Raw genomic sequence first — 19,997 nt, 5'->3', positions numbered from 1 at the left:
AATCTGAAACCGGGGGCGTTTTGTTTCAGATCAGGTCCGGGAAGTTAGCGCGGACCATGGCCGAAAACAGGCTGTGGGGCTTCCCCCATTCTTTAAACGCCTGTCGAATCTCGTCGGCCAGTTCGCCACCCTGACGTGTTATGGCTTTTTCAAGCAGACGTAATTTCTTCAAATGCTCGAGCCGCTCCTTGAGTAAAAGTTCGCGGTTGAGTCCGGTACGCTTGATTGTTTCGGCGCCTTGGCGTGAGCCATTTTTAGGCTTAATGATTTCAGCTTCAAAAATCAGATGGTCGTCAATATTATCAAGAGCCGGATGCAGAATCAGGCTATCTTCTTCCCTGTAATCATCTCGATGTGAGCCGGCACGTCTGCTTTCGTCAGCCAGTGGGAAATAGTTCTTTTTATACACCTGATTACAGATCTGACAGCAAAAAAACAGATTGGCAAAGTCATAAGCCAGCCAGTAGTAACCTGGCTTCTGCAGCGGCTGATGCTCATCAATCTGATAACCGGCCTTGGGTCTGAAATGCTCTACATCGCCGTGCAACACATGACTAATGTGGGTTTCGCAGAAACAGCATTTGCTGTGTTGCAATTGCTTCAGTGTTGTCTTTACCGAAACATGCCCGTAAATAGATTTTTGAAAAACGAAGTTGGTTTTACCCTCGTTAAAATCAACTTCCAGCTGTCTGGTTGCCTTTTCTCCTCGTCCATTTTCTGCCAAGATCGCCGGTGTCTGTGCGGTAGATTTGTCAAGCTTGATCACAGGCGACTCAATGGGTCAACGATTTGCTAATCAATTCAAGGGCTTTAAGCGCTTCCTGAGACTCCGCTGCTGTCAGTGTACCGAGTTCCTCCTCCAGCCGGGCCAGTTCTTGATTTTCCTGTTCGGTGCGCTCATCCTGCAACAGTAAAGCTCGTCTACGCTGCATACGCTCTTCAGTGGCGGGCGGTCGCGAACTGATTTCGCCAAACAGATCGCTGCTTAGAATCTGATCGATCCGCCAGCTATGTACGTCGATGCCCTGCGCCACGTGCGTTTCATCTCCTTCGCGCTTCAGCAGAACAATGTTGGCGTTTTGAGCCGACTGCACAACCAGCGGGCTGTGCGCCGTTACGATAAACTGGGTGTTTGGGAATGTCTCGGTCAGGAATTTTATAATGCTCCGCTGAAATTTCGGGTGTAGGTGCAGGTCGATTTCGTCGACCAGGCAAACGGCCGGTTCAGCCAGCGGGTCGGGGCTATCGGGGTATCGGTCAAGCAGGCCTTTGGCAAAGTCGACCATCCAGGCAATAAGCGTTTTGTATCCGAGGCTCAGTTCGTGAAGAAGCACCTTACCGTAGTGCGTTTGAAAATACACTTTGGGTGGACCAAACCTGTTAAGCGCGTTAGGCACGATAGTAATACCTGCTATTTCCTGGCCCAACAAACGTTTTATAATGCTGGAAACCAATCCATATTTATTGTTTCCTATCGATTCATTTTTCAAATCTGAATAATCGGCAATTATCAAAAGCTCTTCAGCATTAACCAAGGTCGCATTTTCATCAAAAAGACTTTTGGTTGTGCCTGCCTGCTCTTCAGTTATTCCTGTTATACCTATACGCCTAGCCGCTCCATACGCAAAAACATATGGCTTTTGGTGAGAATCCCCCCCCTTCTCTATGATAGGATGGGTGTCTTCGACTGTAGTGTAGAGTCCATCCCTGTGTACATTTATATGTAGCTTAAATCGATATTCATACACATTTGTACCGTCTGATCTACCGATTCCAACTTTAGCATCCTTATGTTCACGCATAAACCAGTGTGGGCTTACCGTAACACCTTTTTCATCTAGGCACAAACCCTTCAGCACCGTTGTCTTTCCCGTTCCGTTATCACCCAGGATCACGTTCCACTGGGCCAGCTCACCGTCCTTAGTGCCATCGCTGGTAAAGTAAATGGTCTGCTTCGCACCGAACGAACGGACGTTTTCGAGCGAGATGCTTTTAAACCAGACGCGGGGATTTTCTGTAGCCATTGCTTTAGCCTGTTTGTACTCTACTGCTGTCGGTACCGAAACCGAATACTTTATGAACAAGAAAGACGAAGATACCGAAATACCTCCGCCCTGCCGTACATCATAATTCGTAAATCACTTACACCTCCTCGGTCTGCAGCTGCTTTTCGTAGAGTTCGCGGTAGGCGCCGTTGCGGCTGATCAGCTCGGTATGGGTGCCTTCTTCAACGATCTCGCCATCATCGAGCATGACGATGTAGTCGGCGAGTTTGGCCGATGAGACGCGGTGCGAAATAACCACCGAAGTCCGGTCGGCCATGATGCGCCGGAGGTTGTTGAGAATGATATTTTCGGTGTTGGTATCGACCGCCGACAGACAGTCGTCCAGAATCAGGATTTTAGGATCGCGGGCAATGGCGCGGGCAATGCTCAGCCGCTGTTTCTGACCGCCCGAGAGGGTAACGCCCCGCTCGCCCACGCGGGTGTCGAACTGCTCCGGAAACTCGATTACGTTCTGATACAGATCGGCATCGCGAATGGCCTGCTCGACCCGTTCCTGGGGCAGGTTGGGTTTGCCGAACCGTACGTTGTCGCTGATGGTATCGGAGAAAAGGAACACATCCTGCGGTACGTAGCCCATCTGCTCCCGAACGCTGGTCAGGTTATAGTCTTTCAGCGGCAGCCCATCGATCCGGATCTCGCCCGACGAGACGTCGTACATCCGCGTCAGCAGGTTGGCTAGTGTCGTTTTGCCTGAGCCGGTTGTGCCCAGGATCGCGACGGTTTCGCCCGCCCGTACGCGCATCGAGAAGTTTTTGATGGCTACGATGCCTGAATCGGGGTACACGAACCGAACGTTTTTGAACTCGATGTCGCCCGCGATCTCGCGCTTCACATCCTTCTGCGAAACGATGTCGGTTTTGATGCGCAGAAACTCGTTGATCCGCTCCTGCGAGGCTGCGGCCCGCTGGGTCTGGCTCGTTGTCCAGCCGAGCGCCATGACGGGCCAGGTCAGCATGTTCACGTACAGGATAAATTCGGTGATGTTGCCGGGCGTCAGCCGACCCGCCAGAATCTCCTGCCCACCGACGTAAACGACCAGAATATTACTCAGCCCCACCAGAATGGCCACAATGGGAAAAAACAGCGAGTCGACCCGCGTTAGGCTGAGCGATTTTTGCCGGTACTCGTCGCTCTCCAGCTCAAATTTGGCGGCTGAGTTCTGCTCCTGCACAAACGCCTTCAGTACCCGTATGCCCGAAAAAGCTTCCTGCACGTAGGTCGACAGCCGCGAGAGTGACCGCTGAATCTCCTCCGAACGACGAATAATGATGTTGTTGACCAGATAGATGGCTACCGACAGTATGGGAAGCGGCAGCAGCACGTACAGCGACAGGCGGGCGTTGATGCTGACCATGTAGGTGATGACCAGAATGAACAGCACGATCAGGTTGAGACCGTACATGATACTGGGCCCGACGTACATTCTGACCTTGCTGACATCTTCCGAAATACGGGCCATCAGATCGCCGGTGTTGTGCTGGCGGTAGAAACTCAGTGGCAGGGTCTGGTAGTGATCGTAAATTTCATTTTTGAGGTCATACTCCACATGGCGCGACATGACGATCAGCGTTTGCCGGACCAGAAACAGGAAAAAGCCCTTCAGCAGCGCCAGCACCAGCGTTCCCCCCGCAAACAGCAGCAGGCTGAACGCGAAGACGTCGTAGAGCGAAGCCTGTAACGGCGACTGGTCGTATAGGTAATAGATGTCGAGCGTTTCGCGAACGAGGTCGAGCGCATACCGCACCAGCTGCGCCGGAAAAATGCCAAACAGGTTGGAAATGATGGTAAATACGCCCCCCAGAATCAGGTACCACTTATACTTGAGGAGGTATTTATTGAGATAGGAAAGTGCTTTCACAAGACAGCCAAACTGCGTTTATGGGCTAACGACAGGGTAGGTCAAAAGGTTGCACTATTTCTCCCACACCACCCGGGATACCGACAGGGCCGCTACCGCAACCAGGGCCAGGCCTATGGCCCCGGTGCCGACAACGATGGCCGCCATGGCCCAGCCTTTACCCCGATACCGATCCCGGTTGCGGTGAATAGCCGTCAGACTGGCGACACCCATCAGCACGGCCGCCAGCGGGAATACCAGACTCAGGACCCAGAGCAGCGTGCTGCCGCCCACCAGCAGCGAGCCGTAGGATAATACGGCCAGCCCCAGGGCCGCCAGTCCCATCGGGTGGGTTTTCCGGACCGGGCTATGGCGGTCGATCTGTTCGGTATGCACCGGCACGTGCGCCATCGGCATCAGATCGATCAGGCGCCGAATCTGTCGCCGGGAGCGACCTTCGGGGTTGAGATGCCGGACGGGTCGTTTATCAGAAGCTCCCGTGGTCGCTGAAGTTGTTGCCAGCCCAACCGCCGGTTTATCATCGGGCAAAGTCAGGGCGTCGGAAGGGATGGCCTCGGGCAGTGAATCGGTCAGAGCCGCCGGAAGTTCTGGAGCAGCCAGCCGGCTGACGGAGTTGGACTGGGATTGAAAATAAGCGGGGGACGTTGTCTGGCAGGCGCTTACGGCAACCAGGCAACACAGCGCAGCAACGGTTCGCAAACCGCGGGCTCGTCGGGTAAACAGGAACATGAGGAAGGAAGGGATAGGTTAGTTCATAGAACGGCAGTGATTGGGAAAACTACGGAATAGGCCGTATTTTTGCAATTCATACGACAGTTCTTTTTTTATCGGTAGAATAACTAGTGTAAGGCGGATGTTGAATAGGCGATTACTCCGAATCAAGGTCATGCAGGCGCTCTACGCGCTTCGGCAGGCTGAATCTTCAAACCAGCAATTGGCTCTCGACGGTATCGACGACTTGTTTCAGCCCGACCTGAACTCGATGGAGCCGCAAAACAAGCGGCAGCTCGAAGGGTACCGGAAACTGGCCGGCCTGCTGTTCGAGGAAGCCATCAAAACCGATCAGCCCGCTCAGGACGACGATGCGCCGACCAAGGTGATCAAAGCCGCCAACGATGGGCTGGTCTTTTACCGGATTCGGACCAAGAAAGACCGGCAGCACCTGGCGCAGATGATGATCAAGCAGGTGAACGGTATCTACGACGACTACCTGCGGGTGCTGCTGCTGCTGGTCGAACTGGCTCACGCGGCCCGCATCGATAGCGAACGCCAGTATCGCGATGTAGACGAAGCCCCCTTCCCGTTCGAGTCGACCCTCAACGATAATACCGTTATTCAGGCGCTGGCCAGCCATCAGCCGTTGCAGAATGAAGCTATTCGGCACGGGGTATCGTGGACCGAAGACCCGGGCTTTGTTCGTAAGGCACTGCGGGAAGCGTTGAAAACTGACGACACCTACCGGGCCTACTGCGCCCAGCGTACCCACACGACTGAAGAAGACCAGGCGCTGGCCCAGTATGTCCTGCGTTCGCTGATTTTCAAGCACGAAACCATCCGCGACCACCTGGCCGAGATTGACCTGAGCTGGACCGAAAACAGCGAGGTAGTGCGGGGGCTGGCCATCCGGACCCTTAAGTCGGCGCAGAGCCCTACGGGTCTGCAACTCGAACCCCTCACCGACGACTGGGACGAAGACGAGCGGTTTCTGAACACGCTGTTCGAGCAATCGCTGCAAAACGACGCCGACTACGAACAGCTCCTGGCCGAACAGCTTCAGAACTGGGACGTGGAGCGGGTAGCCCTGCTGGATCGGATCATTCTGAAACTCGCTGTGTGTGAGCTACTGAGTTTTCCCAACATCCCGGTCAAAGTTACCATTAACGAATATATCGAACTGGCCAAGGCCTATAGTACGCCCAAAAGCGGTAAGTTTGTCAACGGAATTCTGGATAACCTGTCTGAAAAACTACAAGCGTCGGGTCGCCTTCGCAAGAGCGGACGGGGCTTGCTGGATAACAAATAAGCGTATCGTTACTGCGTTTTCCGACTTCGGTGTTTGGTTTGCTACTGGCCAACCAAATGGAGCTGAAGCAACAGCATACCGAAGACGGAACACCGAAACCTTTTAGAAAAATGAGCCGCATAAGCCGCGATTTGACATTTCTGCTGACCGGTATGATTTCCGGTGCCATTATTGGCTTATTGTACGCCCCGGAGGAGGGAAAAATCACCCGCGACAAGCTGTCATTCCGGCTGTCGAAATACCGGGAGCAGATTGAGCAGTTGCTGAACGACTTGATGGAATCAGCCGACTTGCCCGAAAACCTGTCTAAAAACGAAGGACAGCGGGTCGTTAACGATGCCCGCGAAAAAGCCGAACGGCTACTGGAAGACGTTGATCGTCTGATGGCCCAGATCAAACAACAAAACGCCTAATCAACCAACCCAGTTTTCGGCTTTCGGGTTAGCGACCTGTTCATACTACGCTGCCCGCCCGAAAGCCGAAAACGAGAACACGCTTCCCATGCTCCTCAGAAACTGGCTTTTTGTTATGGCTATTGCCGGCCTGGGCTGTAGCCAGTTCAGCTGCGATAACCGGCAGCAGGGCCAAACGGCACAGGCCACCGCATCGGCCAAAATGCCGAAGATCACCTTTGCCGAAAACGGCATTTATGACTTCGGCCAGCTAACCGAAGGCGATACCGTTGAGCATGATTTCGCCTTTACCAACACGGGTGAATTTCCACTGATTATCAACAATATTACGGCCTCCTGCGGCTGTACGACCCCCGAGTGGCCCCGCGAACCGGTTGCCCCCGGCGCCAAGTCGTCCATTAAAGTGCGCTTCAACAGCCGCGGCAAAATGGGCCAGCAGAACAAAACCATTACCGTATTTGCCAATACCGATCCGGCCATGACCGATCTGCAGTTCAAGGCTATGGTCAGCCCCCGGCCGGACTCAACGCGCTCCTAACCTATACCTCGGGTACGCACCCGCTCCCTGTTAACTAATCTACCTACCTATGTACGCTGTTCTTTTACAAATCCCCTCCGGTAACTCATCTATGATTGCGAATGTACTGCTGTGGGGAGGCATCATTGTTGTCTTCTATTTCTTCATGATCCGTCCGCAGCAGAAGAAGCAGAAAGACCAGAAAAACTTTGTCGACAACCTCAAAAAGGGCGACAACGTCGTCACCATTGGCGGGCTCCACGGCCGCATTGCATCAGTAGAGGGCACAACGGTTACGCTTGAAGTAGACCGGGGTGTTAAGATGACCTTCGAGAAGAGTTCGATCTCACGCGAGGCCAGCGCCAAACCCGCCGACGAAAAACAGTAAGCAGAAACGCCCACAGGCAGGCCGATCGCTGCAGACGGCTCCTGTGGGCGTTTCTGCCGTTCACGTATCCTCTCTTTATCCTGTGAATTCTACTCGAAGAAAACGTTCGGTTCAACTGGCCAAAGTCGTGCTATGTCTGGGCGTAGCGGCTGTATTCTGGCTGCTGAACGCCCTCAACAAACCGGGCTATACGCTCAATGTTGAGTACCCCATCCATTTTGTCTACAACGATTCGCTGTACGTGCCTACCTCCCCCCTGCCGCGTACGGTCATGGTAAACGTATCGAGCGACGGCTGGGGCCTGCTGCGCCACTCGTGGCTGCCGTTTCGGGTTGATCCGGTCGATTACGTAGTCGCCAACCCGCTCCAGGCTTCCATTATCAACACCTCGTCGCTGGCGGCTGCGCTGGCCGAGCAGGTAAAAAAACTGCGGGTCAACTATGTCGTGGCCGATACGCTCGATATGCACTTCGACAAGCGGCTCACCAAAACCGTTCAGCTGGTTGCCGACAGCCTGCACATCAATCTGGCGCCCCGCTACATGGTGTCGAGTGTGATTAACCTGACCCCGCGCACCCTTCAGGTGGAAGGACCAGCCCAGCTGGTTCGGGGACTGCCCGATACGGTTCTGGTGCGAATTCCCCGTAAGCGTATTATGGACAATTACGACGAAGAGCTGCCGTTGAATCCGTTCCGTCACCCACTGCTGCATATCAGCGCCGATCGGGTAACGGTCAGTTTTGAAGTTGGTGAACTGCTCTCACCCGCGAAACCCTAACCACAGGCCGTACGCAGCGGAGTCCGACTTACCGGCCGCTCACCGAATGAGGATGGCCAGCAGCTGTCGGGTCGTACGGTACAAACATATTGATCCAGACGCGCCGGGCCAGCCGGAAAAACAGCGGGGTCAGTATAATCAGCGCCGGAATCAGACCGATCAGCAGGCCGATCTCATCGAACCCCAGAATGGCCACGAACAAAACAAACGCGCTGACGATAGTCGCTACGTAAAAGGCGTAGCTGACGTACATCGAGCCGGTATAAAATCCCGGTTCGGGCGTATAATTCTGCCCGCATACGGGGCAGCTGGTGTGCATCTTGTCGAAATGCCGGATGTTGAAGGCGCTCTTCGTTACGAAGAAATCGCCCTGCTGACAACGCGGACATTTGTTGAATAAGATGCTATAGAGTTTGGTGCCTTTGACCATACAAATGACAGAGTTAAGCGGGCCTGTAGCCACAGTCTGACTGCCCGGCTCATAAAATAACCCGCCAGGTCACGATATAGTTAGCCCGGTTCCCGATTCAGAAACCGAAATTCTGGTGTGGATCAGCCGCCCGATTAGGCAACGGTCTGCAGCAAACATAACAGGTTAAAGGTTTCTGTTCCGTGACAAAAGTCACCCGCCGGACCTGATTACGCGGTTGCGCACCCGTATAAATGAGCGTAATGATCAGCCTCTGTGGCTCAGTTCGGCACCGGCCCCCACCAAAAAAGCGTATGGCTCTGTCAGATCGACCCGACCCGGCAAAACCATACGCCTTTGTTGCTCTTCGGTTTCCTTAGACCATCGACAGGGTTTCGGTATATACCGTTCCGAAGCGATCCGTTGCCCGAACGGTAATCTGTCGGGCACTGGCCGATGGCTCCGCCACGAACAGATGATCCGTTCTGGAAGGGTCTACGAACTTGTGTTTCTTCGGCAAATCAGGACCGGCATACAGGTCAACCGCCCAGGGATCAAAGGTTGTTTGCGGCTGCATATTTCCCTTCAGTACGCCATCTTCCAGCCATTCAACTTTCCAGGCGGGGTCCCAGTTCCAGACATTGGCCGCAACCAGGGCCGGGGTTTCTTTCAGCCGTCCTTTGGGGTAAATGCGCAGCTGGTGCTGACGCGGCTGGCCGGTACTTTTGTAATACCAGCGAATCTCGTTACCGTCTACCTCGTAGACGCCATAGCCGTTGGGGGTGCCATCGCTGCAGATCGGGCCCGACCACCACGCGCCACATACCGTGCCATGCACGTGCTCCATCACGCTACCCTTTTCCCATTTCTCATTGACGTGCGTATGGCCCGACATGATATGCGTCCGGAATGGTTTAAGCAGTTCGTACAGCTGTTTGCGGTTGGAAACGGTACCGCCCAGTTCATCGTCTTTCAGCTGTTCGCGCCGTTTGTGGCCGGTCTGGGTAGGAATATGCAGGCTAACCACCACCGTTGAACCGGGCCTGACCAGCTTCAGATCCTGTTCCAGCCAGTGCAGCTGCGTTTCGGTCAGGTAGCCGATGTATTTCTTGGCGGTACCGATGAAAAACACGTCGTCAAGCACCACGTAATGAATCTGGCCGCGGTTGAACGAATAATAGGTCGGCCCGAACTGTTGCTTGAAGGTCTTTGCCGAATAATCGTCGGTGCGGGCGTCGAGGTCCAGGTCGTGGTTGCCGATTACGTTGAAAAACGGAACGCCGGTGGTTGCTATGGCGGCTTTGTAATCGTCGTACAGCTCGAAGTGATCCCAGACCAGGTCGCCACAGCCAATCCCATGAAACAGGGTACCCCGCGGATACGAGGCAACCAGATCCCGCGTGTCGGGTGCCGATAAGGTCCGTAGCTGTTCAGCGTCCTTTTTGGAGATAATCTGCGGGTCGGCCCAGACAATGAAGTTATGTTTCCGATCGTCGGTAGTCAGCCGCTCCAGCTGGAAGTCAGCCGTCTGCGTGCCAGCCCCCCTAATGGGATGAAAGAACCGGGCCAGGCCGCGTTCATTCGGAAAGGCATAGCCCGGCGGCAGACTAATGTACACAAATTCAGCCCCTTTGTCGGCAGCCAGCGTATACCGACCCGCCGAGTCGGTCGTGGTAACGGTATACCCATCGGTGACGGCCACCCCGGCAATGCCATTTCCGCTGGCGGTTACGCGCCCGCTCAGGCTGGTACCCGCAGCATCGGTGGTCAAATCTGGATTGGCGAGGGCAGCCGGTGCGGTAGTCAGGGCCGCGCCCGACCAGCCAAACTGCCGCAGAAAATGTCGTCGGTTTATCATGGATTGTATTATCTGGCCCACCAGACCTTTGCGTTGATATTGTCGCCACCGATCCGGGCGGCTGCTTCGTCGTAATTGGCGCGGTTTAGCGACTGTACCGACAGCGGATACGCCAGCCGGGCGGGCATCTGCCCGTTGTTTTCAACCCCTGGTCCTTTTGGCAATACCGGAAACCCGGTTCGCCGGTACTCGGCCCACTGCTGCATCTCGGTAAAAAACAGGCTTACGTACTTCTGGGTCATGATCTGCTCGAGCGAGCCGGTATAGGCTACGCCCGGCCGGGTCAGGTAGTTGGCGGGCATCACGGCACCCCAGTAGCCCATCGATGCCCGAATACCTTTCTCGTAGTGGTCTTTGGGCGAGTCGGCACTATACCCCTTGAGGGCAGCTTCGGCCAGCAGGAACTCGGTTTCGGCATACTGCATAATCGTGCCCAGCAGGGGCGACGTCTTCAGCGTTTTATTGATCCGTGACGAAGCGATAGCGGCTATTTTCGGCGCGTCGCCCAGTGAGTAGCCGCTCGGTACGCCTACAAACCGGCCACTTACTTTGGTAGCCCAGACGTCGAGACGGGGGTCCTGCCAGCTGTTGAGCAGCCCGATAAAAAACTCCGCGTAGGCGTTCGACCCGTTGAAGTCGTAGTCGCGGTCATCGGCGAAGGGATTCAGCAGCGGGTTGGTACCGGTAAATTTGAGCGTTGCACTTTCGTCGACGGTGCTCATCAGCGGGTACTGCGCCGGGTTGGCCAGCATGTTCCGTATTTGCTGCCGGAACGCGGGCGATTTGGCTTCGCCCCGCATCAGCAACCGCAGCCGCAACGAGTTGGTGAACCGTTTCCATTTCAGGGTCCCGGCTGCACTCTGTTCGGCTCCGTATAACACATCAGTACCCGGTGCCATCGTTTTAGTTACCTCATAGAGCGCATTGGCCGAGTCGAGCTGGCTTACCAGATCGGTGTATATCTGTTCCTGGGTGTCGAACTTAGGGGATATGATATACTCCGGATACCCTTTGAGCGCCTGCGAGTAGGGAATATCGCCGTAGGTATCGGTCAGGTTCTGATAGAGCCAGGCCCGCAGAGTCAGGGCCGCGGCCATGTGATTGCGGTTGCTGGCTTCTCTGGCCCGGTTGTACATATCCTGTACGTTCGTCAGCGTCAGGTAATAGTTGTTCCAGAGGTAGTCCGACTCGCTCGGAATCAGCACATAGCGGTGAAACTGCCCGTCGGTCAGCGACACCGTTGTCTGCATCAGCTCGTTGTTGAGCCGGTGGCTGCGGCTCAGTCCGATATTGACCCCGCTGAGAACGGCCGTGTTCAGAAAGCTACCCGAGGTAGCCGTCGTTACGGCTTCCGGATCGTGCAGCAGGTCTTCCATAGGGCGGGTACAGCCAGCCGTAGCCAGCACCCCCAGGCCCAGTATTGTTCGCGTGATGAGATTCATAAATAATGTGTGGCAGGAGCCATCGATCAGAATGAAATAGTCAGGTTAGCGCCCATGGTACGGGTCGACGGAAACTGGGCGATTTCGAGGCCCGGCGTAATAGTCGAGTTGTCGAGGGTCGATGTTTCGGGGTCGAAAGCCGGGAAGGCCGTCCAGTTAAACAGATCACGCCCGTACACGCCGATGCTGGCGCCCCGCAGGAATGACTTGCCGAGCAGCTTGGCCGGAAACGCATAGGCCAGCCGAACCTCCCGCAGTTTGGTAAAGGTGGCATCGAAGACATTGGCCTCCACGTTGTCGCGCCCGTAGATCTTACTGTAATAGGTTACGATGTTGGTCGCTTTGGTCGTATTGGGCACGTAGGAACCGTCGCTGGCCTGGGTTACACCCTGCCCGATGATGCCGTCGTACCGCCCCGGCAGCGTGGCCTTGATTTTACCCTGCTCGCCCAGCACCGAGTTGGTCAGCGAGTAGACCTTACCGCCCTGCTGCCGGTCGATCAGCACCGACAGGCTCCAGCCCCGGTACCGGAAATTATTGGCCAGCCCACCCCGCCACTTCGGCGTTGCATTGCCCATATTGATGAACTGCTCGGTCAGCAGCGGGTAGCCGTTTCTGTCGTGTACGATCTGCCCATCCGGCGCGCGCCGGAAGCCCAGCCCGTAGATTTCGCCAAGGGGCTGTCCTTCACGGGCTTCTACCGTTACGCGGCTGCCGACGTAGCGCGCCAGCACAACGCTGCCCGTGCCGTTGTTCAATTCCTGCACCCGGTTGCGGTTCATGGCCCAGTTCAGCGTAATGTCCCAGGTCAGGCCACGCGGACTTTTGAGGGGGCTACCCGTCAGAGTCAGCTCCACACCCTTGTTGACCACCTTACCCATGTTGATCAGCGACGAGTTGTAGCCCGACGCGTACTCGACCGGCGCGTACAGAATCTGGTCGACCGTGAGTTGCCGATACAGGGTCAGATCGAACGAGAGCCGGTTTTTCAGCAGGCGCCATTCAGTTCCGACCTCTACCGAGTTGTTGCGCTGGGGGCGCAGGTTGGGGTTGGCAATGATGTTGGGGTTCTCCAGCTCACCCGGAAATACGCCTGGCTCGTACACTTTCTCCAGGTTATAGGTACCCAGTCGGGCGTCATACCCTACACTGGCAACGGCGCCCCTGAACTTGGCGTAGCTAATCCAGGCGGGCATCGTTACCATGTCTGACGCAATCAGGCTCAGCGTAGCCGATGGATAAAAGAACGAGTTGTTCTGTTGGGGCAGGGTACTGCTCCAGTCGTTACGGCCCGTGATGTCGAGGAACGCCAGGTTCTTGTAGGCCAGATTCACGAATCCATACAGGCTGTTGATGCGCTTCTCGGCCTGGTCGCTACGGGTCAGCGGCAGTTGTTCGCTGTTAGCCAGGTTGTACACGCCCGGAATAACGAGCCGGTCGGCCAGCTGGTTGGTAAACTTCTGCGACTGAATCAGGATGTTGCCGCCCGCGTTGGCCGTCACCTGAAAGTCGGCGGTAGGTTGCAGTTTGTAGCGCAGCAGGAAATCGGTATTCGTCTCCACGTTGAAGACATTTTGCTGGCGGTACATGCCTTCCTGAAACTTCTGGGTGTTTTTGGGCCGCTGCTGCGACCGGAATTCGTAGCCCGCGTCCAGGCCGCCATGCAGCGTCAGATCCAGGTTCCTGACGATGTTGTAGGTAGCCGATACATTGCCCGTGATATTGTGCCGGTTCGACTTGTTGAGCATCTCGTACGAAATCAGGTACGGATTGTCGATCAGCGAACTAAACGGGTGATTCTGCTCTACACCTTCGCGGCCGGGCAGCCAGTACGGCTTGTACCAGTCCAGGTTAATGTTCGGGTTCTGGAACGCCAGGAAGTACATGATCGACTGGTTGTTGTAGCCGGTCGTGGGCAGATTATCGCTGAACTTGTTGTAATAGTTGATCTTGGCGTTGACCGACAGTTTCCGCGAGACCTGCGTCTGGTTGGAGAACCCAATATTGATCCGCTGGTAGCCGGTATTGGGCAGAATCCAGTCGTTTTTGAGGTGCGAGATACTGAGCCGCGTGGTGCCTTTTTCGCCGTTGTTGCTGATCGAGACGTTATTAGACAGCGTCACGCCCTTGCGGAAAAAGTCCCGGCGGTTGTTTTCGTAAGGGACCCAGGGCGTGCGGGCGGTAAAATTCCCGCTGGCGTCGCGGGGCGAGTTGTACTGGTAGAATGACTGCCCGTCGAAGCGGGGGCCCCAGGCCGAGCTGGTACTTTGGGTGCCGGGACCGTCGGCGGTGGTGCCGTACGAATAGTAATTCTGACCAGCGGTGCCCTGTCCGTATTCGTACTGGTAGTCGGGCCAGCGGTTGATGTCGTCGATGCTGATGTAGCTGTTCAGCGTAACCCCGATGCCTTTCTGATCCCGGTTGCCGCTTTTGGTGGTAATAATGATGGCGCCGTTACCCGCCCGCGAGCCGTAGAGCGCCGAAGCCGCCGGCCCTTTCAGCACGTTGATGGATTCGATGTTGTTCGGGTCAATATCGGTCAGGGCGCTCCCGAAGTCGACCGGCGAATCGCCACCCAGGTAAGCGCCATGGCCCACGCCCTGGAAGCCCGTATTGATCGGCTCGCCATCGACCACGATCAGCGCACCGGGCGAGTTCAGATCCAGGATGCTTTCGCCACGCAGGGTGACGCGGCTGCTGCCCATGGGTCCGTCGGTTTTGGTCAGGTTCAGCCCCGCCACCTTCCCCGACAGGGCGTTGACGACACTGTTGGCGGGCGCATCGGTTACGGCCGAGCCGTCGAGCTTCTGGGTCGAGTAGCCCAGCGCTTTTTCTTCGCGTTTGATACCCAGCGCCGTCACAACCACTTCGTTCAGATTTCGCGCATCGACGGCCAGGCGAATGTTCACCACTGAACGACTGCCAATCGTTACGGTCTGCGGCAGGTAACCGACAAACGAAAACGTCAGCTCGGCGGTCCCATCCGGCACGCTGAGTGAATAACGCCCGTTCACATCGGTGGTAGTACCGCGGCTGGCCGCTCCCCGAAGCAGTACGTTAACCCCCGGCAGGCCTTCGCCGGTTTGGGCGTCGGTGACCTGGCCGGTTACGGTAGCCTGGGGTTGCGCCGTGCCGCGCCGGATGATGACCTGGTTGTTTTTAGCGAGCGTGTACTGAAGTTGCCGGGGTTTCAGCAGCTGGTCGAGCACCTGGCTCAGCGGCTGGTTCTGTACCGACACGCTGACCCGGTCTTGGTCGCCGATCAGGTTACCGGCATACACAAATTTCAGATTGGACTGGCTTTCGAGCTGCGTCAGCACCGACCCGAGCGCAGCGTTACGAACCGATAGGGAAACCCGGCTCTGAAGTAGTTCCTGCCCGAAGGTGAGACTGGCCTGAGCCAGCGAAACCGTTAGCAGACAAAGCAAAGGAAGCGAAAAGCAACGCCATACGTTTTGCCGGTGCGAACAGCAGCGTAGGAATTTTTGCATAGGTTTGTACGAGTTAAGTTGAGAAAATAGTCTTTCGGGCACTGTGCGACACCCGGCTCTCCCCTGGCGGGAGAGTCAACAGCCAGGAAGATTGTTTTCGCGGGGGTCAGGTGTGGTGCGAACACATCTGGCCCTTTTTGTGAGGGAAACCGGCCGCGCTACGGGCAGCCATTGCCCTCTATAATCACCTCCTTTCCCTGATTTTGATAGGTGGCCCCAATGGAGCCACACAAGACGGCAAGTACATCATCGAGGCTGGCCCGGTTAAACGTACCCACTACGGTACAGGTCGCCAGCGCGGGCGTGGCCAGCCGAACCCGAACCCCGTACTGTCGGCTGAGTTGTCGAACAATATCGGCCATCGGTGTGCGCCGGAATACCAACGTGCCGGTGCGCCAGGCTGTAGCCAGCTGCGGATCAGCCAGCGTTGTCTGCGTAAGTGTTTCCCGGTCGGGCCGGTACGTGACGCGCTGACCGGGTATCAGCAGCCGTGGTGCCTGCCGACGTCCGGTCGTGCTGACTTCTACTTTTCCCGTCAGCACCGTCACTTCGGCCACCGATTCATCGGCATAGGCATTTACGTTAAAGGTGGTTCCTTTTACGGTAGTGGTCAGCCGGGGGGTGGCCACGACGAAAGGTTGTGCGGGGTTGTGGGCTATCTCAAAAAAGCCTTCGCCTTCCAGAAAGACCTGTCGCGTTGGTCCCGTCAGCGTCTCCGGGTACTGTAGTTTGCTTTCGGCGTTCAGGTAAATTTTTGAGCCGTCGGGCAGCGTTACCGATAGTCGCTGCCCGGTAGGTGCTACCACCTCCCGGTAGGTCACGGGCGCCGATGAAGATGCGCTGGCCAGCGGATTACCGGCCGGTTTTCCGAGCCATACGAGATACCCAGCCAGCAGCAGCAGGGCTACCGATGCGGCCAGTCCGTAGCGTAGTGCGGCCGTGAACCGGTTGGAGCTGGGTTGCTCCGGGTTCGTGAAAACCGACCGGAACGGCGTAGTCGGTAGAGCCGGGTCTACGGGGTTATCGGGCAGGCCAGCCTGCTGCCGCACGGCCTCCCACATATCGTCTTCGAAGCGGCTGGCCTGGGCGGGGCTGAGCGAGTCGATAAACCGCGTATCCTGCGCCAGTCGGTCGGTCCACTCGTCGAAGAGCGCTTTCCCCTGCGGGGTAATTTTCCCGTCGAGGTAATCCCGAATGTGCCGTTCCCGTTCTTCCTGATTCATCAGCCTGGTACGATACGTCGTATCGATGCTTGTTAACAGGTATTCGTATAAGCCGGAGTTTGGTACTATCGGATCAGCAAAATTTTTTAGTTTTTTTTGACGGGGGTCGTCAGCTGGAGGTCTGCGCAATCGAGAGACCCAGCCGATGCGTATCGTCGGGACGCCGATCACCCCGAACCCGATGCCAGGGGGCCGTTTGTTGTCGACGCGTTTGTTGTTGACATATTCTACCAACGCCTGGCTACCGACGCTGCGCTGTTGCGTCCCTACGGGACGATGGAAAATAAATTCTCACCTACCAACCCTGGCTACCGACGCTGCGCTGTTGCGTCCCTACGGGACGATGGGGGAAATGGTTGTGGGACGCTGCTTACACGGACGCAAAACCCTGGATGGGTGGTATGTTGCCAGCCACCGCCGACCGACACCCATAAAGCCCAGGGGCGCGGCATGTTGATTGAGTTATCAGTTTACGGCCTATGATAGCCCCTGATCAACTGAATTTAAGTCTGAAAGACAATCAGGAAAAGATTCACCACCAATACCCCATCACCAGAACCCCGGCCCAGGTCGCGTATTCATGCAGGCTGGTTCGGAGCCGGAACAGCGCCTTCGTGAGCTGGTTCTTAACCGTTTGGGGCGACAACCGGAGCTGTCCGGCAATCTCATCGACAGAAAGATCGTCAAACCGGCTGAGTTGAAAAATTAACCGGCATCGTTCCGGCAGCTTGACTAGTTCGCGTTGCAGATGCTCCAGGAAAGCATCCGACTGGAGTGCCGCTTCGGTCGAATTGTCGTGATCGGTGGTGGTAGCCGCAATGCGTGATACGTACTGCTGGCGTACCGCCTGTTTACGAATGCGGTCGAGCAGCTTGTGGCGAAGGGTAGCGTAGAGGTAAGCGGCAGAAAACGTGTCGGGCTTCACAGCCGCCCGGTTTTGCCAGATATCGGCAAACAGCTCCTGAACCAGATCCTTGGCATCGTCGGTATGGCGGGTGGCCTGGTAGCTGACGTTGAACAGAGGGCGCCAGTACTTGCGATACAGCGTCTGAAACGCAGCGGCATCACCCGCCTGAATCGCAACGATGAGGTCATAGTCTTCCGGTAAGGCTGAAGGTTTCATAACGCGCGGCATCAATTCGGCCGCAAAGGTAGACCCGCAATATCAAGCCAGTTTTACTGTACTGTTACGGAATGATTAAGCCATGAAGAACCAGCTACCGGTTGGCTCCCGGCTAGTTTACCAGATGGGCGTTAATGCGATGGACCGATAAAATACTAACCTTTGTACGAAACGGCCGGTAATCGACCGGGTCGATCATAGCAGGGAAGTGGCTGATTTCTGGCCGTTACCTGCCCCACGAAGCCGAACCCGGAACCGGACAGATCAGGCCAGCGCAAACCAGTTGCGCGTAGAAACGGTTCATCTGGTACGTTAACTCTGTATAGTCAAATGAATGAATAAGGTATCATGAGAATCCTGTTGATCGAAGATGAGGTCAAAACCGTGCAGAGCATTAAACAGGGACTGGAAGAGCACCAGTGGGATGTCGACATAGCCTACGACGGCACGATGGGCTTTCAGCTGGCCAGCCGGGAGCCGTATGCGCTGATTATCTCCGACATTATCTTACCGGGCATGAACGGACTCGACCTGTGTCGCAAACTCCGGCAGGCCGGCGTACAGACGCCTGTTCTGATGCTCACCGCCCTCGGCACCACCGACGACAAGATCGTGGGCCTCGACGCCGGTGCGGACGACTACCTGATCAAACCTTTCGAGTTTCGGGAGCTAATGGCCCGGGTCAGGGCCCTGACCCGCCGATCCCACAGCCTGACACCCAGCACGAACCTGCTCCGCATTGCCGATCTGGAGCTGAATCCGGACACAAAAACAGTGGTTCGGGCGGGCACCGAAATTACGCTGACGGCCAAGGAATTTCAGCTGCTCGAGTACTTCCTGCGCCATCAGGGGCGGGTCATCTCCAAGGTAGAACTCGCCGAAAAACTCTGGGACCTGACCTTCGATACCGGCACCAACATCATTGAAGTATATATCAACTTCCTGCGGAAGAAAATTGACCGGGACTTTGAGCCTAAGTTACTCCATACGCAAATTGGGATGGGGTATGTCCTAAAGTTAGTGTGATGATCAATATCCGTACCCGGCTCACCTACCAGTTCGTTTTTCTGGTGACAGGCATTTTGCTCCTGTTCTCGCTCGGCGTTTACTTATTCAGCAAGCTCTATCTCGAAAAACGGTTTTACAAGCGACTGCAGGACCGCGCCATCACGACCACCACCCTGCTGTTCGATTTGCAGCAGACCGACAGCACCGTGCTGCGGCTCATCGACGCGGCCGACAAGGAACCCCTGCTCAACGAAAACATTTCGGTCTACAACGACCAGACCAAAGAGATCCTGTTTTCTACCAATCCGGCCAACGTCCAGTTCCACCAGCAGTTTGTGGCGCAGCTCGACTCGACCGCTCAGACGCTGTATCTGCGCAAAAACGAATACCAGGTAGTCGCTATCCATCTGACCTCCGGCAAAAGCACCAACTGGGTCATCGTGAGCGGGGTCGACCAGACCGGGCAGGACGCGCTCAACGACCTGCAGAAGATCCTGATCATTATGATGCTGGCGGCTATTCTGCTGCTGGGTATATCGGGCTGGCTGTTCGCCGACCGGGCGCTGGCCCCGATGTCGAGTATTGTTCAGCAGGTCAACACCATTTTTCCGGCCAACGTAACCCGGCGCGTCGAGCACCCCAACCGCTCCGACGAAATCGGGGTACTCGTCACCACCTTCAACCAGCTCCTCGACCGCATCGAGCAGGCCCTGCATACGCAGAAAATGTTTATTGCCAACGTATCGCACGAGCTGAAAAACCCGCTGACCAAGATCAATTCGCAGATCGACGTGGCGCTCATCCAGAAACGCAATCCCGAAGCTTATGAACAGACGCTGCGCTCGCTGCAGGAAGATACCCGCGCGCTGAGCCAGCTGACCAATACCCTGCTGGAGCTGGCCAACACGTCGCTGCAGGCCGAAACCATGCCGTTTGAGCCGGTACGGATGGATGAACTGCTCTGGGAAACCAAAAAGCAGCTCCAGGCCTGGCACGATGACTACACCATTCAACTTACGTTTACCGATTTCCCCGACGAAGAAGACGACCTGATTACCCAGGGAAACCGGGCGGCCCTGAAAGTGCTGCTGATGAACCTTATCGAGAACGCCTGCAAATTTTCGCCCAGCCGAACGGCCGCCGTCGATTTCAAAACCCGGCGCGGAACCATCGTCCTGTCGGTTTTCAACGAAGGCATACCAATCCCACCCGCCGACCTGCCGTATATTTTTCAGCCCTTTTTTCGGGGGAATGCAACCGCACAGTCGAGCAAAGGGCATGGTGTCGGGCTGGCCGTTGTGGCGCAGGTAACCCAGCTCCACCGGGGCGACATAGCGGTACAGTCGACACCCCAGGGGACCACCTTTACCCTGACTCTGCCCAGCCTGGCGGCATTTTAA

17 protein-coding genes are annotated in these 19,997 nt (G+C 56.0%); 7 read left to right on the top strand and 10 right to left on the bottom strand.

The window, feature by feature from the left end; translation table 11 throughout:
- Positions 1–25: 25 nt before the first annotated feature.
- From FBR45_RS22575 to FBR45_RS22560, 4 genes are all read right to left on the bottom strand, one after another.
- Positions 26–766, bottom strand: a complete 741-nt coding sequence (locus tag FBR45_RS22575) for an HNH endonuclease family protein (RefSeq protein WP_138506577.1) — start codon at positions 764–766, stop codon at positions 26–28.
- Between the two features lie 7 nt (positions 767–773).
- Positions 774–2,024 carry an AAA family ATPase gene (locus tag FBR45_RS22570; protein ID WP_138506575.1) on the bottom strand — a complete coding sequence of 417 codons (1,251 nt, stop codon included), beginning with the start codon at positions 2,022–2,024 and terminating at the stop codon, positions 774–776.
- A gap of 118 nt (positions 2,025–2,142) precedes the next feature.
- The gene (locus FBR45_RS22565) at positions 2,143–3,924 is read right to left on the bottom strand and encodes an ABC transporter ATP-binding protein (RefSeq protein ID WP_138506573.1); all 1,782 of its coding nucleotides are present in this window, start codon (positions 3,922–3,924) and stop codon (positions 2,143–2,145) included.
- 54 nt (positions 3,925–3,978) lie between these two features.
- Entirely contained in the window at positions 3,979–4,653 is a 675-nt protein-coding gene (locus FBR45_RS22560; RefSeq protein WP_138506571.1) for a DUF4190 domain-containing protein, read from the bottom strand.
- Positions 4,654–4,810: 157 nt separating this feature from the next.
- Here FBR45_RS22560 and nusB point away from each other — a divergent pair, with 157 nt between their 5' ends.
- The 5 genes from nusB to FBR45_RS22535 all read left to right on the top strand — a co-directional run bounded on the left by nusB (position 4,811) and on the right by FBR45_RS22535 (position 8,043).
- Positions 4,811–5,947 (top strand): transcription antitermination factor NusB, encoded by a 1,137-nt coding sequence (nusB, locus tag FBR45_RS22555; RefSeq protein WP_138506569.1) that lies wholly within the window; start codon positions 4,811–4,813, stop codon positions 5,945–5,947.
- Between the two features lie 110 nt (positions 5,948–6,057).
- Positions 6,058–6,360, top strand: a complete 303-nt coding sequence (locus FBR45_RS22550) for a YtxH domain-containing protein (protein ID WP_077921745.1) — start codon at positions 6,058–6,060, stop codon at positions 6,358–6,360.
- An 88-nt stretch (positions 6,361–6,448) separates the two neighbouring features.
- Positions 6,449–6,898, top strand: a complete 450-nt coding sequence (locus tag FBR45_RS22545; protein WP_138506566.1) for a DUF1573 domain-containing protein — start codon at positions 6,449–6,451, stop codon at positions 6,896–6,898.
- Positions 6,899–6,947: 49 nt separating this feature from the next.
- Complete coding sequence (gene yajC, locus FBR45_RS22540) at positions 6,948–7,265, top strand: preprotein translocase subunit YajC (protein WP_138506564.1); 318 nt, start codon at positions 6,948–6,950, stop codon at positions 7,263–7,265.
- Positions 7,266–7,347: 82 nt separating this feature from the next.
- Positions 7,348–8,043, top strand: a complete 696-nt coding sequence (locus FBR45_RS22535) for a YbbR-like domain-containing protein (protein WP_138506562.1) — start codon at positions 7,348–7,350, stop codon at positions 8,041–8,043.
- Between the two features lie 28 nt (positions 8,044–8,071).
- On the opposite strand, the gene FBR45_RS22530 is transcribed toward FBR45_RS22535, so the two are convergent.
- From FBR45_RS22530 to FBR45_RS22505, 6 genes are all read right to left on the bottom strand, one after another.
- Positions 8,072–8,473 carry a DUF983 domain-containing protein gene (locus FBR45_RS22530; protein WP_138506560.1) on the bottom strand — a complete coding sequence of 134 codons (402 nt, stop codon included), beginning with the start codon at positions 8,471–8,473 and terminating at the stop codon, positions 8,072–8,074.
- A gap of 355 nt (positions 8,474–8,828) precedes the next feature.
- Positions 8,829–10,310, bottom strand: a complete 1,482-nt coding sequence (locus FBR45_RS22525; protein WP_138506558.1) for a calcineurin-like phosphoesterase C-terminal domain-containing protein — start codon at positions 10,308–10,310, stop codon at positions 8,829–8,831.
- Between the two features lie 8 nt (positions 10,311–10,318).
- Entirely contained in the window at positions 10,319–11,752 is a 1,434-nt protein-coding gene (locus FBR45_RS22520) for a SusD/RagB family nutrient-binding outer membrane lipoprotein (RefSeq protein ID WP_138506556.1), read from the bottom strand.
- Between the two features lie 26 nt (positions 11,753–11,778).
- Positions 11,779–15,243 (bottom strand): SusC/RagA family TonB-linked outer membrane protein, encoded by a 3,465-nt coding sequence (locus FBR45_RS22515; RefSeq protein WP_138506554.1) that lies wholly within the window; start codon positions 15,241–15,243, stop codon positions 11,779–11,781.
- A 158-nt stretch (positions 15,244–15,401) separates the two neighbouring features.
- Positions 15,402–16,466 (bottom strand): FecR domain-containing protein, encoded by a 1,065-nt coding sequence (locus FBR45_RS22510; protein WP_138506552.1) that lies wholly within the window; start codon positions 16,464–16,466, stop codon positions 15,402–15,404.
- Between the two features lie 532 nt (positions 16,467–16,998).
- The gene (locus FBR45_RS22505; RefSeq protein WP_171044942.1) at positions 16,999–17,589 is read right to left on the bottom strand and encodes an RNA polymerase sigma factor; all 591 of its coding nucleotides are present in this window, start codon (positions 17,587–17,589) and stop codon (positions 16,999–17,001) included.
- A 348-nt stretch (positions 17,590–17,937) separates the two neighbouring features.
- On the opposite strand from FBR45_RS22505, the gene FBR45_RS22500 reads away from it, so the two are divergent.
- Together FBR45_RS22500 and FBR45_RS22495 are read left to right on the top strand one after the other, a co-directional pair.
- Positions 17,938–18,615: a response regulator gene (locus FBR45_RS22500; protein ID WP_138506547.1), complete on the top strand. Its 678-nt coding sequence runs from the start codon at positions 17,938–17,940 to the stop codon at positions 18,613–18,615.
- Positions 18,615–19,997, top strand: coding sequence for a sensor histidine kinase (locus FBR45_RS22495; RefSeq protein WP_138506545.1), 1,383 nt, complete (start codon positions 18,615–18,617; stop codon positions 19,995–19,997). The genes FBR45_RS22500 and FBR45_RS22495 overlap by 1 nt, the downstream gene beginning before the upstream one ends.

The sequence above is a fragment of the Spirosoma lacussanchae genome (assembly GCF_005870035.1).
Taxonomy (GTDB): Bacteria; Bacteroidota; Bacteroidia; order Cytophagales; family Spirosomataceae; genus Spirosoma; species Spirosoma lacussanchae.
Note: the sequence above shows the minus strand (reverse complement) of the source record. Positions and strands in the feature narration are given on the sequence as shown.

What these genes read in the sequence shown, in the direction of transcription:
- FBR45_RS22570 (WP_138506575.1), bottom strand. Translation starts at nt 2,024, where the DNA reads ATGGCTACAGAAAATCCCCGCGTCTGGTTTAAAAGCATCTCGCTCGAA.
- FBR45_RS22560 (WP_138506571.1), bottom strand. Translation starts at nt 4,653, where the DNA reads ATGTTCCTGTTTACCCGACGAGCCCGCGGTTTGCGAACCGTTGCTGCG.
- nusB (WP_138506569.1), top strand. Translation starts at nt 4,811, where the DNA reads ATGCAGGCGCTCTACGCGCTTCGGCAGGCTGAATCTTCAAACCAGCAA.
- FBR45_RS22550 (WP_077921745.1), top strand. Translation starts at nt 6,058, where the DNA reads ATGAGCCGCATAAGCCGCGATTTGACATTTCTGCTGACCGGTATGATT.
- FBR45_RS22545 (WP_138506566.1), top strand. Translation starts at nt 6,449, where the DNA reads ATGCTCCTCAGAAACTGGCTTTTTGTTATGGCTATTGCCGGCCTGGGC.
- yajC (WP_138506564.1), top strand. Translation starts at nt 6,948, where the DNA reads ATGTACGCTGTTCTTTTACAAATCCCCTCCGGTAACTCATCTATGATT.
- FBR45_RS22530 (WP_138506560.1), bottom strand. Translation starts at nt 8,473, where the DNA reads ATGGTCAAAGGCACCAAACTCTATAGCATCTTATTCAACAAATGTCCG.
- FBR45_RS22525 (WP_138506558.1), bottom strand. Translation starts at nt 10,310, where the DNA reads ATGATAAACCGACGACATTTTCTGCGGCAGTTTGGCTGGTCGGGCGCG.
- FBR45_RS22520 (WP_138506556.1), bottom strand. Translation starts at nt 11,752, where the DNA reads ATGAATCTCATCACGCGAACAATACTGGGCCTGGGGGTGCTGGCTACG.
- FBR45_RS22515 (WP_138506554.1), bottom strand. Translation starts at nt 15,243, where the DNA reads ATGCAAAAATTCCTACGCTGCTGTTCGCACCGGCAAAACGTATGGCGT.
- FBR45_RS22510 (WP_138506552.1), bottom strand. Translation starts at nt 16,466, where the DNA reads ATGAATCAGGAAGAACGGGAACGGCACATTCGGGATTACCTCGACGGG.
- FBR45_RS22505 (WP_171044942.1), bottom strand. Translation starts at nt 17,589, where the DNA reads ATGAAACCTTCAGCCTTACCGGAAGACTATGACCTCATCGTTGCGATT.
- FBR45_RS22500 (WP_138506547.1), top strand. Translation starts at nt 17,938, where the DNA reads ATGAGAATCCTGTTGATCGAAGATGAGGTCAAAACCGTGCAGAGCATT.
- FBR45_RS22495 (WP_138506545.1), top strand. Translation starts at nt 18,615, where the DNA reads ATGATCAATATCCGTACCCGGCTCACCTACCAGTTCGTTTTTCTGGTG.